This is a genomic window from Blastocatellia bacterium, from assembly GCA_016713405.1.
Lineage (GTDB): Bacteria > Acidobacteriota > Blastocatellia > Chloracidobacteriales > JADJPF01 > JADJPF01.
This window is the reverse complement of sequence record JADJPF010000020.1, coordinates 304,246-322,434: the sequence shown is the minus strand read 5'-3', so window position 1 is coordinate 322,434 and position 18,189 is coordinate 304,246. Positions and strand designations below refer to the sequence as shown.

At 34.9% G+C, this 18,189-nt stretch carries 14 protein-coding genes; 3 read left to right on the top strand and 11 right to left on the bottom strand.

The window, feature by feature from the left end; genetic code table 11:
* Positions 1-8: 8 nt before the first annotated feature.
* The 3 genes from IPK14_19775 to IPK14_19765 form a co-directional block, all read right to left on the bottom strand.
* Positions 9-371 carry a hypothetical protein gene (locus IPK14_19775; GenBank protein MBK7995525.1) on the bottom strand — a complete coding sequence of 121 codons (363 nt, stop codon included), beginning with the start codon at positions 369-371 and terminating at the stop codon, positions 9-11.
* 23 nt (positions 372-394) lie between these two features.
* The gene (locus IPK14_19770; GenBank protein MBK7995524.1) at positions 395-1,051 is read right to left on the bottom strand and encodes a hypothetical protein; all 657 of its coding nucleotides are present in this window, start codon (positions 1,049-1,051) and stop codon (positions 395-397) included.
* Positions 1,052-1,119: 68 nt separating this feature from the next.
* Positions 1,120-4,005, bottom strand: a complete 2,886-nt coding sequence (locus IPK14_19765; GenBank protein ID MBK7995523.1) for a TonB-dependent receptor — start codon at positions 4,003-4,005, stop codon at positions 1,120-1,122.
* A 484-nt stretch (positions 4,006-4,489) separates the two neighbouring features.
* Here IPK14_19765 and IPK14_19760 point away from each other — a divergent pair, with 484 nt between their 5' ends.
* Complete coding sequence (locus IPK14_19760) at positions 4,490-4,891, top strand: hypothetical protein (GenBank protein MBK7995522.1); 402 nt, start codon at positions 4,490-4,492, stop codon at positions 4,889-4,891.
* Positions 4,892-5,000: 109 nt separating this feature from the next.
* A complete protein-coding gene (locus IPK14_19755; GenBank protein MBK7995521.1) occupies positions 5,001-6,671 on the top strand; it encodes an OmpA family protein in 1,671 nt (556 codons plus the stop codon).
* Between the two features lie 40 nt (positions 6,672-6,711).
* On the opposite strand, the gene aroF is transcribed toward IPK14_19755, so the two are convergent.
* The 6 genes from aroF to IPK14_19725 all read right to left on the bottom strand — a co-directional run bounded on the left by aroF (position 6,712) and on the right by IPK14_19725 (position 14,514).
* Positions 6,712-7,764, bottom strand: coding sequence for a 3-deoxy-7-phosphoheptulonate synthase (aroF, locus tag IPK14_19750; GenBank protein MBK7995520.1), 1,053 nt, complete (start codon positions 7,762-7,764; stop codon positions 6,712-6,714).
* 14 nt (positions 7,765-7,778) lie between these two features.
* Positions 7,779-8,630 carry a hypothetical protein gene (locus IPK14_19745; protein ID MBK7995519.1) on the bottom strand — a complete coding sequence of 284 codons (852 nt, stop codon included), beginning with the start codon at positions 8,628-8,630 and terminating at the stop codon, positions 7,779-7,781.
* A 26-nt stretch (positions 8,631-8,656) separates the two neighbouring features.
* Positions 8,657-8,938, bottom strand: coding sequence for a chorismate mutase (gene pheA, locus IPK14_19740; protein MBK7995518.1), 282 nt, complete (start codon positions 8,936-8,938; stop codon positions 8,657-8,659).
* Positions 8,939-9,274: 336 nt separating this feature from the next.
* Positions 9,275-12,070, bottom strand: coding sequence for an IPT/TIG domain-containing protein (locus IPK14_19735; protein ID MBK7995517.1), 2,796 nt, complete (start codon positions 12,068-12,070; stop codon positions 9,275-9,277).
* Between the two features lie 146 nt (positions 12,071-12,216).
* Complete coding sequence (locus IPK14_19730; protein ID MBK7995516.1) at positions 12,217-12,654, bottom strand: hypothetical protein; 438 nt, start codon at positions 12,652-12,654, stop codon at positions 12,217-12,219.
* A 39-nt stretch (positions 12,655-12,693) separates the two neighbouring features.
* Positions 12,694-14,514, bottom strand: coding sequence for an ABC transporter ATP-binding protein (locus IPK14_19725; GenBank protein ID MBK7995515.1), 1,821 nt, complete (start codon positions 14,512-14,514; stop codon positions 12,694-12,696).
* A 424-nt stretch (positions 14,515-14,938) separates the two neighbouring features.
* Between IPK14_19725 and IPK14_19720 the strand changes: the two genes are divergently transcribed.
* The gene (locus IPK14_19720) at positions 14,939-15,715 is read left to right on the top strand and encodes a DUF4292 domain-containing protein (protein ID MBK7995514.1); all 777 of its coding nucleotides are present in this window, start codon (positions 14,939-14,941) and stop codon (positions 15,713-15,715) included.
* Positions 15,716-15,839: 124 nt separating this feature from the next.
* On the opposite strand, the gene IPK14_19715 is transcribed toward IPK14_19720, so the two are convergent.
* On the bottom strand, positions 15,840-17,387 hold the full coding sequence (locus IPK14_19715; protein MBK7995513.1) for an ABC transporter ATP-binding protein: 1,548 nt from the start codon (positions 17,385-17,387) through the stop codon (positions 15,840-15,842).
* Between the two features lie 30 nt (positions 17,388-17,417).
* Positions 17,418-18,164 carry a bacillithiol biosynthesis deacetylase BshB1 gene (gene bshB1 / locus IPK14_19710; GenBank protein MBK7995512.1) on the bottom strand — a complete coding sequence of 249 codons (747 nt, stop codon included), beginning with the start codon at positions 18,162-18,164 and terminating at the stop codon, positions 17,418-17,420.
* Positions 18,165-18,189: the final 25 nt, after the last annotated feature.

Sequence of the window (18,189 nt, the reverse complement as noted above, 5' to 3'; positions counted from 1 at the left end):
CCTTAAGATTAATTAATTTTTTCCTCTAATTTAGTCACCCTTTGATGAATCCCACCAACTATATTAGACAAAGTTGTTATTGCAGAATTTGTTTGCTGCACAACTGTTCGCATTTCTGCTTGATATGTTCGCATCTCTGCTTGATATGCTCGCATTTCTGCTCGGTCTTGGTCTGCTTGTACAGCCAAAATAGCTACAGCATTAGTTAGTTGCTGAACATCTTTTGTTAGTCCTTGAATATTTTCTTGCATAACTTTCATGTTTTCTTGCATAAGTTGCATGTTTTCTTGCAAGATTTGCTGTTTAACTTCAAATTTTGCATTTAGCTCTAACAAGAAATTTATTGCTCGTTCCATTTCTTCATTTGACATAATTTATTTACTCCTAAAGTAGGCTAAAACTGATACTTAACAGCAAATTGAATAGTTCTTGCTGAGAGAGAAGTATTAACTGAACGTCCAAAAGATGGTGCGCCAAAAATTCTTACTGGAATACCAAAATGTGTTCGGTTAAAGAGATTAAAAAATTCTGTACGAATAGAGAAAGATTGTCTATCGGAAATACTAAATTTCTTTACTACAGCTAAGTCAAAACTAGCAACGCCAGCAGCACGAAAAGTATTACGTCCTAAAGCACCGTTTCTAACACCTACACCAATCATTTCAGTTGCTTGGCGAAATGAATTTGTTGGATCATTAAGGCGTTGGATACCTTTATCAATTTGTGTAACAAAATTATTTGAATCTAATCTATCAGTTAAATTACCATCTCGATTAGTATCAAAAACTTGATTAACAGTAAATGGTTGTCCTGTTTGTAAGGTAAGCACACCATTTAATTGAAATCCATTAAGTAATTTATTTTTGCTAAAACTAGGTAAGTCATAGTTAAAGTAAGTAACTGAGCGATGACGAACATCAAAACCTGCTGAAGCACGTTCAGCACGTAAATTATTATCATCTTGAGGAAGTGCAAAAGTGCCAGTTGTATCAAATACGTCAGAAACTTCATCAATTGCGTGAGAATAAGTATAGCTAGAACCAAATTGCAAACCACTGCTTAAGCGTTTAGTAATAGATAATTGTAGAGAGTGATAAATAGAAGCAGCCGAAGATTCAATTACAGTAAATGGCCCGAGGTTTGGATCCTGCGTGATGGAGCAAATGCGTTTGCTCGGAAACCTGTTGGTACAGTTGTATCAGGAGCTATGATAGCAAAAGACTGTGGCCCCCCGGTCGGAGCGCGAGATCTAATTAACTTAGTACCTGTTGAACCAACATAAGAGGCAGTTGCAACAAAATCACGGCCAAATTGATGTTCTATAGAAACATTCCAATGCTGGCTATAAGGACTACGTAAATTAGCGTCTGGTAACACAAAGGCAAGTCCTCCACCTCTTGGGCCGCCAAATGCCATGCCGTTAAATTCTATGGGGTTACGCGCACCTGTTGCAAGTAAAACCTCTCCTAAAGCAAATCTCAATACATCGCTGTTAATAGATAAAGTGTTAAGTGTACCTGGTTGAATAAAATTTATTATCCGCCCAATACCTGACAACCCATTTTCTCTAAAAGCTCCTAAAACACTAATTACATTGCCTTGTGGATCAAAGGAAAATAATGGATCAAAAACTACTGGAATAAAGTTTGGAAAGACATTTCGGGATTGGCTAGTAACACTACCAATAATTTGATCGTAGTAAATACCATAACCTAATCTAATAGAAGTTGTGCTTTTACCAAATGGATCAAAAGCTAGACCAATTCTAGGACTAAAATTATTTTTATCTGGACGGAATATTTTATCTCTACCATCTAAAAATCGATTAAGTGAGCCTACTGCATCATTGATAAAGCCTTCAAATAAACCTTGAAACGTTTGTCCAAAGTCTGTTCTCCCAATATTGGGATTAGAAGCAGGTAGTTGTAGGTTAAAGGTTTGTTCAATTTTGTTATTTACTTCAACTGGTACAGAAGTATATTCATAACGCAACCCATAATTTATAGATAGCCGACGATTAACACGCCAACTATCTTGAGCAAAAAAGTTATATTCATTAAAACGTAATCCAATTGTTGAATCTGGTGTAGTTGCTAGAGCTTGGAAAACCTGTGAGGGTATAGCTCTAAGTGCAACATCTAAACCAGGAATTAATCTAGCTCCTAAACTAGGGTTAATAAAAAAACCACCAGTAAAAACTACTTGTGGTCGGAAATTACGGTCTAAGGAACTATTAAGTTGTGTACGCCTAAAATCAGCCCCTAATTTAATAGTATGGTTGCCTATGGTTTTTACTAGAGTATCAGCCAATTGAAAAGTATTATTTGTTCTACCTTGAGGAAAAGTAAAAGGATCTACACCTACTGGACTAAAAGGAGTTACAACTAATTGTCCTAGAGGGCCGGTACGACCAAAAGCATCAAAATTACCAAAAGGTGCTGTAAGAGGTTTTAGATAAGGATCTGTAATTAAAATATTTCCAGCCTGTTGCAGATCTGTAGTTAACTGTTGCAAATTTAAAGTAGCAGGTGTTTCACCAAAAAGTAATGGACTCCCTGCTTGTACAGGAAAAGCTAGCGTAGTTCGGCCATAGGAAATGCGAATTTGATTAGAAATTGTTTGAGAAAATTGGCTATTAAAAAATAAAGAAAGATTTTGTGTTCGAGTATCTGTACCTAAAGAAGCATTTATAGCATTGCCTACACTAGGAATAATTGAATCATCATCCGTAAAGTTATAACGAGCAGTAAAAACTGTTTTTCCTATCTTTTGATTAAGCTTAACAGAAAATACTGTTCCATTAGCACTACTAGGTAATATTTGAGTAAAATTAGTTGCCCCATAAGGGCCAGCTAAATTATTTGGTAATGGAAAAATACCTCCTATTGCTCTACCAACGTTTGTTGTAAGGCCAGGAAAACTTCTTTCATTAGCTAGTGGTACAGCAAAATGATGTTCTTGTGAAGCGTTTATATCTTGTCTTTCAAAAGAACCAAAAAAATGAGTTTTATTTTTAACAATTGGCCCACCTAAAACAAACCCTACTTGTGAGCGTGTAATTTCGTCTTTATCACCTGATGCACCGCCTTTTAAGTCAAAGAAATTTCGTGCATTAAAGCTATCAGAATTTAAGAATCCATAAGCTGTACCATGAAATTCATTTCCACCTGAACGGGAAACAGCATTAACCTGTGAACCAATATTTCTTCCAAATTCTGTATCCCAAACTTGGGTAGAAATTTGAAACTCGTTAACACTTTCTATTGATTGTGGAACAAGTGAAACAAACCCTTGACGACGTACACCTATATCTTGATCATTATTATCTGACCCGTCAATTGTAAAATTATTAGAACGAGCGCGACGACCATTAACAGCAAATTGTCCAGAAGTGCCAACGCCGGGCCCAAGACCTGGGCCTGCTGCACCTGTGGTAGCTGGTGAAGGAGCAACACCTGGAGAAAGCAATGCAAAGAGATCAAAAGACCTAATTCCTGCTAATGGGAGTGATGTTAAAAGTTGACTATTATAATTACCTCGGTTAGCAGCGTCTGTAAGTTCTACTAAAACATCATTTCCCGAAGCACTAGCAACAGGCTGATTAGTTGTTGGAGTTGGCTGGTTTGGATCTGGTTGATTTGGAGTAGGCGCACTTAAAGACCTAATTACAATCGGTGGTAATGTGACAGTAGTTTTATTTAATGGAATAATAAAGTTAAGTTTTTCTGTCTTTTGATAACCAGTTTTTTCAATTGCAATTGTATAACGTCCCGGTTCAAGAAAAGAAAAGACATATTTACCTTGAGCATTACTTCTAGTCGCATAAGGACTACCATCATCTTGATTAGTTACAACTACTAATGCAGCATCTACAGGAACATTATTTTCATCTACCACAGTACCATCTAAAGTACCTGACGTTTGACCATAAATATTAATAAAAGAAAATATTACTAGACTAATAGCAAAAAAAACTTTTGCTAAAAATTTGCTTATAAAATACATGACTATTCTCCTTAAACTGGTTAAGAAAGATTTAACTGCTTTTGCTTAGTGCCTTTTGGATAAAACTAGCCGCCTTTTATTATTACATTTAATTAAATAAATGGCTAACTTCCTAAGTATATGACAAGAAAATAATGCAAAAAATAATACAGCATAAAAACTATAAAGGTCTTATTTGCAGATCAAAGCTTAAGTTTTAAGAAAATTCCTCTTTTTCTGTATTAATACAATACAAGTGTATTAATAGCAGACATCCTTATACAGACAGATAAACTAGCTTTTTAACTTTTCTTAAAATTATTATTTAATATAAATCATTTATATACAACAGGTTACAAACAATTTTGCAACTATGGCACACCTTTTGATATATCTATAAGCAGAATAAACGAGGTTAAAAAGTAGAATTAACTTATTGATAAATTATTATTTTTCAATAACTAACTAGTAGCTATACTTTAGAGCTACGTAGGAGATAATAATTATGCTAAATTATGAACAAAAAATTCCTTTTCGTAACTTAAAATCAACTGATCAAGTTATTATTAACACCCAAAATCATGAATATCAGTTTGAAATACTTAATCCTGCCACTAGAAGCGGGATTTTATCGGGTGGTAGATTAGGAGATAGTAGACATAGAGCAATATTTCTTTTTACCTCTCAAGGAACTGAAGTTAGAGTTAGTAGCAACAGCATACGCACTAATGCTAAGGCTATTTTCTTATTAGAATTAAATGATGACTTAGCTCATTTATGCACTTCACCAATTAAAACCCTACAATTAAAAAGAGATACATCTTTGTGGCAATCGCTACTTACTCCCTTAGAAAACCTAGCCAAACATACTTCTAGTTCTAATCTTGAAGCAATACCCGCAAAGTAATACTTTATATACATCTAGCTAAATAACCTACAGATATAAGCTATACGATATATAGCTACATTATAAGTATCGCAATAATTATAAGTAATAAAGAAAGGATAATGTAAAAATGAAAGTAAAAGCTATTATTTTAAGTTTAGTGTTAAGCGTTTCTTTATCTGGTGTTCTATTTGCTCAATCTTCACAAGCACCTAACCCAACACAAAAAGCAACTCAACGCACAATACAACAAGATGATATTTATCAACAAGATACAACTCCTATTTATCGTGTAACGGTAGTAGCTAGAAATATAAAAGCGGTTAATTATCGACATCGTAGCGGGTCAACAAAGGTTGATTTTCGCGGTACAGCCCTTTTGCCAAATGCTAAAGGAGAGGCAAAAGTAGAAAGTAAACAAGGTGTGCTAAAGATTGATGCCAAGATGGATAAACTTGAGCCAGCAACAAAATATGGCCCTGAATATTTAACTTATGTAATGTGGGCAATTACGCCTGAAGGCCGAGCAATAAATGTTGGCGAAGTATTGCTAGATGACGATGAAAGCAAGCTATCAGCCACAGTTGAACTTCAAGCATTTGGGTTAATTGTTACAGCAGAACCTTATTATGCAGTAACTCAACCAAGCGATGTAGTAGTAATGGAAAACTTTATTAGACACGATACTAAAGGAAATCGAGAGGAAGTAGATGCTAAATATGAACTACTGCAAAGAGGGCAATATACATTAAATGTAAATCCAATGGCTATTAAACCAGTAAGATTTTCTGATGATATTCCACTAGAATTTTACCAAGCTGAAAATGCAGTACAAATTGCTAGTTGGGCAGGAGCAGAAAAATATGCTCCAGAAACATTTGAAAAAGCTCTTAGAAGCTTAGAACAAGCTAAAAAATATTTAGCAAACAAATCTGGAAAAAAACCTGTTGCTGCAATGTCTAGAGAAGCAGTACAAACGGCTGAAGATGCTCGAATTATTACTATTAAACGTATTGAAGCCGAACAGCTAGCTAATGAGCGAGCCGCTGCCGCAGAACGAGAAGCTAAAGCTAAAGCTGAAGCCGAGGCTAAAGAGCAACAAGCCCGCCTAGAAGCTGAACGCAGGGCTTTAGCTGAAACTGAGCGTTTAGCAGCTGAACGCGCCAAGATGGAAGCTGAACGCGCTAAAATGGAGGCTGAATTAGCAGCCAAACACGCAGCACAACAAAAGGCAGAAGCTGAACGCGCCAAAAATGAAGCTTTAGCACAACAACAAGCTACTTTAGCCGAAGCTGAACGCCTCCGCTTACAAGCTCAAGAGGCTGAACGCTTGCGCTTACAAGCTGAAAATGAAAAAACTCAACTACGGGCTAAACTACACAAACAATTAAGTTTAATCCTAGAAACACGTGACACAGCTAGAGGTTTAATTGTTAATATGTCAGATGTCTTGTTTGATACTGGAAAATATACACTTAAACCTGGCGCACGTGAAAAACTAGCTAAAGTTTCTGGAATATTGCTAGCCTATCCTGGCCTAAAAATCCAAGTTGAAGGTCATACAGACAGCGTTGGAACAGATGAATATAATCAAGAACTTTCAGAAAACCGCGCTCAAGCCGTCCGAGATTTCCTTAGTCAACAAGGCGTAGCACCTGATGCTATTACATTTCGCGGCTTTGGAGAAACAAGCCCTGTAGCTTCAAATGATACAGCAGGCGGGCGACAACAAAACCGACGTGTTGAGTTAGTTGTTTCTGGCGAAATTATCAACAATGACTTAGCTTTTAGTATTGAATAAACCGTGCGAGAAAACCAATTGATAGCTCAAGTTATAGCTCTTAGGCTACAACTTGAGCTATATTTGCTTCTACCATCCAAGTTTTTGGACTAGCAACAGGGCGATTTGGTTCTGTTAATTGATACATCATATCGGCAAAGCCTTGAAAATCTAGCGATTGTGGGCCGTCAGACAAAGCAAATTCAGGGCAAGGATGAACTTCAACTAAAACCCCATCTGCACCCATTGCTAAAGCTGCTTTTGAAAGTGAAGCAACTAAACTTCTTTTACCTGTTGCATGAGAAGGATCAACCAAAATAGGCAGGTGTGAAAGCTCTCTAGCTTGGGCAACTGCGGCTAAATCAAGCGTGTTTCGTAACTCTGTATCAAAACCTTTTATTCCTCTTTCACATAAAACAACTTTTTCATTTCCACCTGCTAGCAAATATTCAGCAGCTAACAACCATTCTTTAATTGTTGCTGAAGGGCCGCGCTTTAATAAAATTGGCGTTTGAAGCTTTGCTAAACGGCGTAACAAAGCGAAGTTTTGCATATTTCTTGCGCCAACTTGTATCATATCTGCATACTCGCTCATTATTTCAACGTCGTATTCGCTCATTACTTCAGTGACAATTGGAAGTCCTGTAATCTGTCTGGCCTCTTTTAAGAGTTCAAGAGCTTCTATTCCTAAACCTTGAAAATCATAAGGAGAAGTACGAGGTTTATAAGCACCTCCTCTTAGCATTACTGCTCCAGCCGCTTTTACTGCAATAGCTGTTTCTAAAAGCTGTTCACGGGATTCAACCGAACAAGGGCCGGCTATTACTACAGCTTCTTTTCCGCCTATTTTTACACCTCTTACATCAACAACTGAGGTTTGAGATCTGTTTTGTCTACTAGCAAGCTTAAAAGGGTGTGTTGTTGGTACAAGCATATCTACTCCTAATTCATTGGATAAGGTTTTTAATTTGTCAGAATTTCCATTTCCTGTTATTGCAATTGTCATAGAATTACTACTGTAATTTGTATAGGGCTGAAATCCAAGCTCTCTTATTTTTTCTAATAAATAATTTATTTGGCTTTCTGTAGCACTTTCTAGCATTTTAATAAGCATTTTTGATTCTCCACTTAATTTTGCTTAGGCATTAACATTTCAGGATAAAACCCTAAAAATTGCAGATTGTAACCTTGGCTTTGAAGGGTTTCTAAAATATTTTTTAATTGCTCTTTTTTAAGACAAGCCCTTAAATCTAAGCAAAATGAGTAGTTCCAAGGTCGTCCCTTGATTGGTCGAGGCTCTATTTTTAATAGCTCTACATTATGATCAGTAAAATATTGCAATAATCTACATAGCTCATTGTCGGCTTTTGATGGATAAAAAGCTAAGGATAATTTATTAGGTATAGAAAATTTAGTAGCTTTTTTGCTAGCCTTTTCCTTAGAGGTAAGTAGTCCAAACCGGGTAAAATTTTGGCTATTGTCTTCTATATTTTGACCTAAAAGTTTGCCTTTATAAATTAAACAAGCTCGATAACTAGCAATGGCTGCAATAGTTGGGTCAGATCTTTCAATAACCCGTCGCACACTTGCCGCAGTGTCATTTGTTGCAACAGCTTTGATTTTTGGATTTGCGGCAAAAAACTTTTCACATTGTGCTAAGGCTGCTGGGTGTGATTCTACGGTTTTTATATCTTCAAAAGACGACCCTTGACAACCTATTAGGCAATGATGAATAGGGTGAACAACTTCGGCAATAATTTGTAAAGAACTTTCTAAAAGTAGGTCATAACATCGTGAAATAGAGCCAATTAAACTATTTTCTAGCGGAGCAAGAATCATATCTGCTTTTCCTTGAAGGCCGCTATCAAACATTGATTCAAAGCTACTGCAAGGAAGTAATTGAGTTTGTGAACCTAATAATGAAATAGCAGCTTCTTCGCTAAATGCTCCTGTTTCTCCTTGAAATGCTACATATGTCATAATTTGCAACCCTTTTGTTACTAAAGTTAAGAAGCTAGAGTAGTTTCTATGTAACTGCTTTCTATAAGCTTAGATTTAGCAATAATTTGCTTAAAAAACTTCTCTAGTGTTTCATTGTCTAAAGGGCCTTTATTAGCATTATAAATATTTGAAAGTACAGTGTTTTCTCTAGCTGGATCATAAATAGGTAGTCCTTGAAGTTGTTTTATTTCGCCAATTTTTGCTACTAATTCAGCACGGCGATTTAGCAAATGAATAATTTTTTCGTCTACAGCGTCTATTTCTGCTCTGCAATCTTCAATATTCATTGTTTTTTTCCTTTCGAGAGATTTTTAGATTTGTTAAAAGTAGCCCATAAAAACAAAACCGACTGCGATTTTTACTTAAATGTTCGCAGTCGGTTCCAGTCTAAAACTTTTTGTGCTATTAATTTCTAACTAAATATCTATTTCCTTTGCACAAGTCTTAGCCGTCCGCTGCTCCCTAAAGGAGAAGCGGAAAGTAAATCTGAAATTGCTAAATCTTGTGTTTTGCATAAAATTTTTAGATATTGATAACAGGTGTTTATGAATTTGTTGGTATGCTAAAACAGCAATTAAATTTTTTCAAGCTATTTTTTGCAGCTTTGGCAATTATCGTTACAGCTACCTAATACAATCTTGACGTTGCAAGATTAATCTTAACTCAACGTTTCTCTTTCGACCTTTTGAATCTTGCCCAACAAAAGTAAATTTGCTATTGCCACAAGGAAATTCTTCTGTAATTTTGATCTTAAAATTAGCACTTGTACTAGTTTTAACAGGTTTTGTAGGAATAAAACTAATTCCTAAGGGTAGATTTTGTGGTGGAGTTATTGTAACCGTATCATCAAATATACCTAATTTATTTATATTAACTACAAATTTTTTTCGGTTTTGTTGGTTAAGAAAAATATTAGGACTTTCTGTTATAAACAGGCCAAAGTCATCTTCTGCACCTACTTTAGCCACTCTAACAACTCGGTTAAATTCGCCAAAGAAAAGACCAGAGCTACTAGGATTTATTACTTGATCACAAATAAATAGCTTCCCTTTGTCATAAGCAATTATTCCAGGATTCTCCAAACTAGCACCTATAGCAGAATCATTATCCCCGCTATAACCTAAAGAACCATTTCCTACAACAGTAGTAATAATTCCTGTTTGAGTATCTACTTTTCTTATCCGATTGTTAAAAGTATCACTAATAAATAAGTTGTCTTGTTCATCAAAAGCTAGTCCTGTAGGTACTCCTAGATTTGCTTGTGTTGCAAGTATTGCCTCTCCATTAAATTGCGTTTCTCCATTACCAGCAAATGTAGTAATAATTCCTGTTTGGACATCTATTTGACGGACTTTCTTGTCTCCAAAACTAGCAACAAAAACATCTCCAACAGAATTTACTGCTATGCTGACTGGATCATTTAAACTAGCTTCTAGGGCTAAAACTCCATCACTAGAACTATTTCCACCACCAGCAATTGTGTTAATAATATTAGTTTTAGCATCTACTTTTCTAATTACCCGGTTATCTAAAATAAGTAAGTTTCCTGCTAAATCAAAGGCTAAATCTCGTGGTTGAAGTAAACGGGTTTGGGTTGCTAGCACTCCATCTTTAATTGATCCGCTAAATTCTCCACCAGCAAATGTAGTAATAATGCCTGTTTGAGCATCTACTTTTCGGACACGCCCATTATCTGAATCAGAAATAAAAACATCTCCTCTATTATTAATTGCTATACCCTGAGGAAAACTTAAACTTGCTTGTGTGGCTAATCCTCCATCACCAGCAAAAGCATCTTGTCCATTACCAGCAATAAGTGTTACTTGGCCTGTGTTTAAGTCTAAGGCTTTTACAGAATTACTAAAAAAATCTGAAGTATAAAGCTTGCCGTTTTTTACTTTTATATAAGATAGATTTAGAAAAGTATTTTCTGCTGGTTCAGTTATAACTTGGTCTAGTCCAGCAGTTGTTTCCACTATGTTTGTACTAGCCGAAATTTTACGGATTCTGTTATTTCCAACATCGGAAATAAAAATATTGCCTATACCATCAACATCTAAAGACACTTCTTCCTCTAAAAAAATATCCAAAAAATTAAAGCTAGCTTCTGTTGCTAAATTACCATCCCCGCTAAAACCTGGTTTTCCATTACCAGCAATGGTTGAAAGCATTTCTCCTGTTTTTCCATCTAGCTTAATAATTGTATTTTTTATAGTGGCTAGCAAAATATTCCCTTCTTGATCAACTGCAATAGAACTAAGTCTTGGGATTCGGTTATTAAATCGGTCATAGCGTTGTAAAATCGTTCGTTCTCTAGTCGCAGAATCTATTTTATCAATAGAATCGTTTCTTGAATTAATCACAAAAAGATTACCTGTTTTATCCGACGCAATATCAATAAAAAACATACAATCTTCTTCATCTTCTACATCACAGGGCATAAAAATTTCTTTTGAGCAAGCACCAACAAACCCAGTAATAATACCTGTTTGTTTATCTACTTTTCTAATGCAATTAAAGCCTGAACCAGATTCTATAAGAAATAGATTTCCTAGTGAATCTATACTTATGGCTTCAGCAACTACGCTAGCTTCTGTAGCCGGGCCGCCGTTACCAAAAACGCCACAAAATGCAATACTACAACCAAAAGTTCCATTGCCAGCAAATGTAGTAATTATCCCTGTTTGGTTGTCTATTCTGCGGATTCTCAAATTACCAGAATCTAAAATAAATATATTTCCATCATCATCTACATCAATATCTATTGGACTATTAAGTTTAGCTGTTAAAGCTAGTTGTCCATCACCACTAAAACCAGCAACTCCCATTCCAGCAACTAAATTAATAATTCCTGTTTTAGCGTCTATAAAGCGAACTTGATGATTAATTGTATCTGCAATAAAAATATTCCCATCTTTATCAACTGCTATTTTAGTAGAAGTGTTTAAGCTTATTTTGCTGGCTAACTGTCCATTCCCTAAAGCAGCTTTAGTTGCAAGTAAAGTAGTAATTTCACCTCCTTGTAACTCATTTGTATTTTTGGCAAGTGCTTGGAGTTCAGTTTGTGCTAACCCGTTAGCATTTTGTATTGATAAAGTTACATTTCCAGCCAAATCTTGGCTAGGAGCTAAAAATTTTATTTCTTTTTCGCTAATTGTAGTATTTGAAATAACTTGATCTCCTAAAACTACCAACGAGTTAGCAGAAAAATTTTCTCCCTCTACAACAATTTCTACATTTCCAGCTAAAGAAAATTTATTAGGTGTTACCCTAGTTATTTTTGGTGAATTTGCTCCTGTTACTTGATAAGGAGAAAAATAAAACTTTTTACTGAACAAATATGATTGATTAGGCACAATTGCTAATATCAAAAAACACACGAATATTGTAAGTAGCTTTATCTTTAATCGATTAGACATAGCTGCTCCTAGAAAAGTTATTTTTTAACGTGAAATTTTATTTGGAGTGTGACTAGTTTAACTAAGTAAGTGAAAAATGGTTCAAGGCTATTTATGGAAAGAATTTGGAGAGTGAGGAGAGCGAGCAAAATGCTCGCTTTCCCAAATTAAACACGGTGATAATCGGGCCGCCAGTTTTTTATAGCTTTTTTGATTTCCCCGCCTTTTGTTAACTGTTTAGCTCTTATTTTTTCTATTAGTTCTGGTAATTCTTCGTCAGGTGCAAAACGCAACGAAATAAGTTGGCCTGTTGTTAAAGACTCTAACTTTTTAGCAAAATCTTGTGGAAATAGGCGTTGAAACCTTAGTTGCTCTTCTAGGCGAATTACTCTATCTTGTGCCTTAAGTGCGTTAATACGAATTAAAAACCCTGCTACAACTAAAGCCACAGCTACAAGGAAATTTTCTGCTGTTTGCCAACCCGGTTGACGAACAAGTACAACTAAAGTCCAAATCAAATGAATAGCAAATATTGGCATAACAAAAAAGTGAAAAGGTTGATGCCATCTAACATGATTTTGATAATTTTGTGCTTCTCTTTCCATAAAACCTTCCATTTAGTAAATTATTGATAAAGCCTTGTTTTAGTGTGAAATAGCATATTGTCTTGGAGATTCTAAACTATTTTCTTCTCCAGGATTAGTAAAACGATTAAGTTCTAATTGGTATTGCTTATCATAAAGCTGTCTATAACGTCCACCCATTGCTAGTAATTCTTTATGTGTGCCACGCTCGACAATTTCACCTTTTTCTAGCACTAAAATTTGATCTGTACTAGTAATTGTGGAAAGTCTATGAGCAATTACAAAGGATGTGCGACCTTTGCGAAGTGCGCGAAGCCCTGATTGAATCAAGGATTCGCTTTCGCTATCTAAACTAGAAGTAGCCTCATCTAGGATTAAAATTTTTGGATCAGCTAAAATTGCCCTTGCAATAGCAATTCTTTGGCGTTGTCCCCCTGAAAGCTTAACTCCTCGTTCGCCAACAATTGTGTCATATTTTTTATCAAATCCTTCGATAAACTCAGCACAATAAGCAATTTGACTAACTGTTTCTATTTCCTCACGAGTTGCATTTGGTTTAGAAAAAGCTATATTTTCTGCTATTGTCCCATCAAATAAAAAATTATCTTGTAAAACCACACCTAAATATGAGCGATAATCCTGCATTTTTAAGCTAGAAATTTCTTTCCCATCAATTTTAAGACTACCTGATTTGGCTTGGTTAAAGTTCATAATCAAGCTAATTAAGGTACTTTTTCCAGCACCACTAGAGCCAACTAATGCCGTAGTTGAACCGGCTGGAGCATAAAAAGAGATATTTTTTAAGACAGGAACTCCAGCTTCATAAGAAAAATTAACGTCTTTGAATTCAACATTTCCTATAACATTTCTTACAGCTTGGCGGTTACGGTCTTGATCTTTTTCTGTTGGTTGATTAAGTATTTCTCTAATTCTATCTAACCCAGCAAATGCTTCTGTAATTTGTGTGCCTATTGCAGCAATTTCAATTATAGGCATTGCCATTAGTCCAGTAAAAAATACATACATAAAAAAGTCGCCTAAAGTCATTGCTCCACTAAGTACAGAATTCCCACCAACAAGAATCATAATCACCCCAATTATGCCTACAATCATTGAAGCAAATGATGTTGTAGCAGAAACACCTGTCATTGATTTAGCAATATTACGGAATAGTTTATGCGATCCCTTAGCAAAAGTTCTATTTTCTCTTTTTTCGGCCGTATAAGCTTTAACAATGCGTATTCCGCCTAAAGATTCACCCAAACGGCCCATAACTTGAGAAGTAATTTCTCCTCGTTCCTTAAAAAGCGGACGCAGTTTGCTAAAAGAAAAAGCTAAAATCGCGCCTAAAGAGCTTAAGGCTAAAATTGTCATTAGTGTTAGCCACCAGTTTAAGTAAAACAATATGCCTAGGGATAAAATAGCTGTAAAAATGCTTCCTACAAGTTGAATTAGACCTGTACCAACAAGATTTCTTATTCCTTCAGCATCAGTCATAATTCTGGAGACTAATTTCCCTGTTTGAGTGCTATCAAAAAAGCTAACAGGAAGTTGTGTAATGTGTACTTGAACACGTTTACGCATATCATTTATTGCTCGTTGAGCAGCAACACCAAGGATTTGCGATAGAGCAAAAGAGGTTATAGCTTGAACAATGGTTGCTAGCCCGGCAAATAAAGCAATCCAATATAATATTTGCACTTGTTGTTTAACTATCACTTCATCTATTAAAAACTTTGATGATGCAGGCAAAACTAAGCCCATCAACCGGCTAATTATCATTAAAGAAAAACCTAAACCTAAGCGTTTTCTGTGCGCCCAAAGTAGTTCTCTTGCTTCGCGCCATGCATTTGAAGCACTAAATTTTTTCTTATCATCCATAAAATTACCTTAAAGTATTTCCTAACCACTATTTTTATTAGTTATTGTTGTTAATATGTAAAAGCCTCTTAGTCATTTAAGTATTTTACAAAAATTTTGTTCAACTTCTCTGCTGATACTAAAAAAGTATTATAAAATAATAGTGTTATTTTACGTAATACGTTAATCAGTATAAAATAAAACTAGTTACTAATTAAAAAGCCATATTCTAGTTATAGAAGATATATAAGAACTTAGTAATTGGAATAAACCTACCTCTTAAATTAGAGATTGAAAAACTAGAAATTAACCTATCCACAAAAAATTAGGTTGCTATCTTAGAAAAATAGTTGTCGAACAAAAAGAAAACATTAATCGTAAAGCCGGCCAACTTCACATCTAAAAAAACTTTATTTACCAAAAAATCTATATAAGGTTATAGAATATGCAAAATATATTATTTTCTTGTTTAATATTATTAGTAATATCTTATAGTGTGTTAGGACAGGAAGAAAAACAATTGATAAATAATATAAATATAAATTGTAAAGAAGCATTAAATTTACAAGAAGCTAATTTAATAGCCGCAGATATTATTAAATATTCAGTAGAAGCTTTAGGAGAAACATCGTATATTAAAAGAATAGAAAATATAATTACAATAGCAAGCTGTCAATCTCCCGAAGGTACTTATACCACTGAAATACATACCAATTCAAAAGGATATGGATATTTTAAGCAAGTATATGATTATAAAGCACAAGCATTTGAAGCAATAACACAAGGAAAAGAAGAGGGATTTACTTTAGGAAATAAAATAGAGAAATTGCCTAAAGCCGTTGTAAATATAATTAGAGGACATTATTTTCATCAATTAATACTAAAACCAGAAGATTTCTTTTATGATTTTGGAAAAGTAACAATTGTTGAAATAAACAACAAAAAGACTTATCAATTAGAAGCCAAAGACGCATTAAATCAAGAATGTTGGCTATTTTTTGATATTGATACCAAATTGTTAAGAGCGGTATATATAGAAAATTCAGATAACAAAAAAGAAATTATAAAAATACTGTTTTCTGATTGGAAACAAGTTGCAAACTTACAATTACCACACCATTTGGACATAAACCAAAGTGAAAAAACTTACAAATTTGACTTTACCAAAATTATTATCAATAGCCCAAAGTTTGAGCAGAAAAAGCTAGAAAAGAATAACTAATCTAAGTAATAGGGAATACTCCATTCTTATACCTAGGGTTAAACTCCCATATGGGCCAACTTAAACAATAACTAATTGAAAATAGAATAGTTATTCTTAAATTGGTGCATATGGAGGTTTATCACTAAGCTTTAGCTTTGTTAGATTTTTTGCCACCAGTCATCATTAAACCAATCTCTTGTTGGGATACTTTATTTGGGTCAATTATTCCAACTATTTTTCCTTCATAAACTACTGCAACACGGTCACTTAAGGAAAATATTTCGTCAAGTTCAGCAGAAACTAAAAGAACTGCTGCTCCGCTAGCTCTTAACTCAAGCAATTTCTTATAAATAAACTCAATCGCTCCAATGTCTACACCTCTTGTTGGTTGTGAAGCAATTAAAAATTTAGGTGCTATAGAAAATTCGCGTGCAATAATCAACTTTTGCTGATTTCCTCCTGAAAGTCCTCGTGCAGTTATATTTGGGTCAGGCGGTCTTACATCAAAATCATTAATTAATTTCTTTGTATGCGTTTCAATTTGTGCATCATTTAGTAACGGCCAGCCAACTAATTCCCCATTATTTTGCAAACCTAAAATTGCATTTTCTGTAAGTGGAGAATTAAGCAATAGTCCTCGTTTATGTCTATCTTCTGGAATATGTGCAATATGTAACTCTTTAGCTTGTCGTGAGCTACAAGCTGTAATATCTTTGCCAAGTAATGTTATTTGTCCGCTTGTTGGAGTTTGTAAACCTGCTAATACTTCCACTAGTTCTGTTTGTCCATTTCCTTCTACTCCAGCAATACCAAATACTTCCCCAGATTTTATTTCAAAAGAAATGTCTGTTAATAGATTGATCCCTTCACTACTTTTTAAGCCAAGATTTTTAACACTCAAAACTGTTTCTTGTTTTTCTGGTCGGCCAAATTGATTTTTATCTACTCTAAGTAAAACTTCCCGTCCTACCATTAAACGGGCTAATTCTTCGGCAGAAGTGTTTTTTGTTTCCACCTCGCCAACAACTTTTCCTAGTCTCATTACTGTTACTTTTTCTGAAATTGCTAAAACTTCTGCTAGTTTATGAGTAATTATAATTATGGTTTTTCCTTGGTCGCGTAAAGAACGTAAAATGCGGAAAAATTCCTCGGTTTCTTGTGGTGTAAGTACGGCTGTAGGTTCATCTAAAATTAGTATTTTTGCGCCACGATAAAGAGTTTTCAATATTTCAACTCGTTGTTCTTCACCTACGGAAAGCGTATCTACCTTGGCATCTGGATTTATTTGTAGTCCATATTGCTTAGAAATTTCCTTTATTTTTTCTTTAGCTTTGTTGTAATCAATCATAAAGGTGGAGCCTGGTTCTGAGCCTAAAATAATATTTTCTGTGACGCTTAAAGCCCCTGCTAACATAAAGTGTTGATGCACCATACCTAAACCTAATTTGAGAGCATCAGCCGTTGAATTAATTTTTTGCACTTGTCCATCAATTAAAATTTCGCCTTCATCAGCACGATAAAATCCATATAAAACATTCATTATAGTGCTTTTACCTGCTCCATTTTCCCCAATAATAGCGTGTATTGAGCCTTTAGCAATTTTTAAGCTAACTTTGCTATTAGCTACCACTGTTCCAAACTGTTTGGTTATATTACGCATTTCTACAGCATAGCTAGTATTGTCACTCATTTATTTTTCCTTAGTTTTCATCTTGATTTTTTAAGAATACATATTCATTTTTCTAGTTAGAAGTTCAATAGGATCAATAATATTGATAGCTTCTTTTACAACAAAACCTTCGCCGTGATCAACACCAATTAAGCTTCCATAAAAATGTTGGCGAGCGTCAACACGCTTTAAGAATCCTTCTGTACTAATGTTGGTTTCAGGTTCTTTGCTGTTTGGATCATAAAATTGTGACTTATAACAAGCTATTGCAGCTATTTTTTGCTCAGCAAATTCAGTAATATCAACTACAAAGGTAGGAATAACATTACGAGGAAACATAAAATGAGCTACCGCTGATGGACGAAAACGGGTTTGACCTGTTTCTACATCAAATTTAGCTAAACCAGCTAAATGAGCAGATTCCCGCACCAGTTGTGCAATATGAGCATGATCTGGATGTGGATCATCCCAATAATGAGTAAAAACTACTTTAGGACGAAAGCGTCTTATAGCACGAACCATTTTTATTCTTGACTCTTCATTACACCAAATATTGCTATCTGGTAAACCTAAATTCTCTCTTGCAACTAAGCCTAAAACTTTAGCAGCAGCAGCGGCTTCTTGTGCGCGAATTTCAGCCGAGCCTCTAGTTCCCATCTCTCCTCTAGCTACATCTAAAACTGCTGTTTTATAGCCTAAAGAATTTAGTTTTAATAAAGTACCAGCTACTACTAATTCAATATCATCAGGATGCGCACCAATGGCTAAAGCATCTACAGCTAATGGATCCAGGTTCATTAAACACCTCTACTCAATATTGTTT

Bases quoted from the DNA above. Each gene is read 5' to 3' on its own strand.
- IPK14_19775 (MBK7995525.1), bottom strand. From the start codon at position 371: ATGTCAAATGAAGAAATGGAACGAGCAATAAATTTCTTGTTAGAGCTA.
- IPK14_19765 (MBK7995523.1), bottom strand. From the start codon at position 4,005: ATGTATTTTATAAGCAAATTTTTAGCAAAAGTTTTTTTTGCTATTAGT.
- IPK14_19760 (MBK7995522.1), top strand. From the start codon at position 4,490: ATGCTAAATTATGAACAAAAAATTCCTTTTCGTAACTTAAAATCAACT.
- IPK14_19755 (MBK7995521.1), top strand. From the start codon at position 5,001: ATGAAAGTAAAAGCTATTATTTTAAGTTTAGTGTTAAGCGTTTCTTTA.
- aroF (MBK7995520.1), bottom strand. From the start codon at position 7,764: ATGCTTATTAAAATGCTAGAAAGTGCTACAGAAAGCCAAATAAATTAT.
- IPK14_19745 (MBK7995519.1), bottom strand. From the start codon at position 8,630: ATGACATATGTAGCATTTCAAGGAGAAACAGGAGCATTTAGCGAAGAA.
- pheA (MBK7995518.1), bottom strand. From the start codon at position 8,938: ATGAATATTGAAGATTGCAGAGCAGAAATAGACGCTGTAGACGAAAAA.
- IPK14_19735 (MBK7995517.1), bottom strand. From the start codon at position 12,070: ATGTCTAATCGATTAAAGATAAAGCTACTTACAATATTCGTGTGTTTT.
- IPK14_19730 (MBK7995516.1), bottom strand. From the start codon at position 12,654: ATGGAAAGAGAAGCACAAAATTATCAAAATCATGTTAGATGGCATCAA.
- IPK14_19725 (MBK7995515.1), bottom strand. From the start codon at position 14,514: ATGGATGATAAGAAAAAATTTAGTGCTTCAAATGCATGGCGCGAAGCA.
- IPK14_19720 (MBK7995514.1), top strand. From the start codon at position 14,939: ATGCAAAATATATTATTTTCTTGTTTAATATTATTAGTAATATCTTAT.
- IPK14_19715 (MBK7995513.1), bottom strand. From the start codon at position 17,387: ATGAGTGACAATACTAGCTATGCTGTAGAAATGCGTAATATAACCAAA.
- bshB1 (MBK7995512.1), bottom strand. From the start codon at position 18,164: ATGAACCTGGATCCATTAGCTGTAGATGCTTTAGCCATTGGTGCGCAT.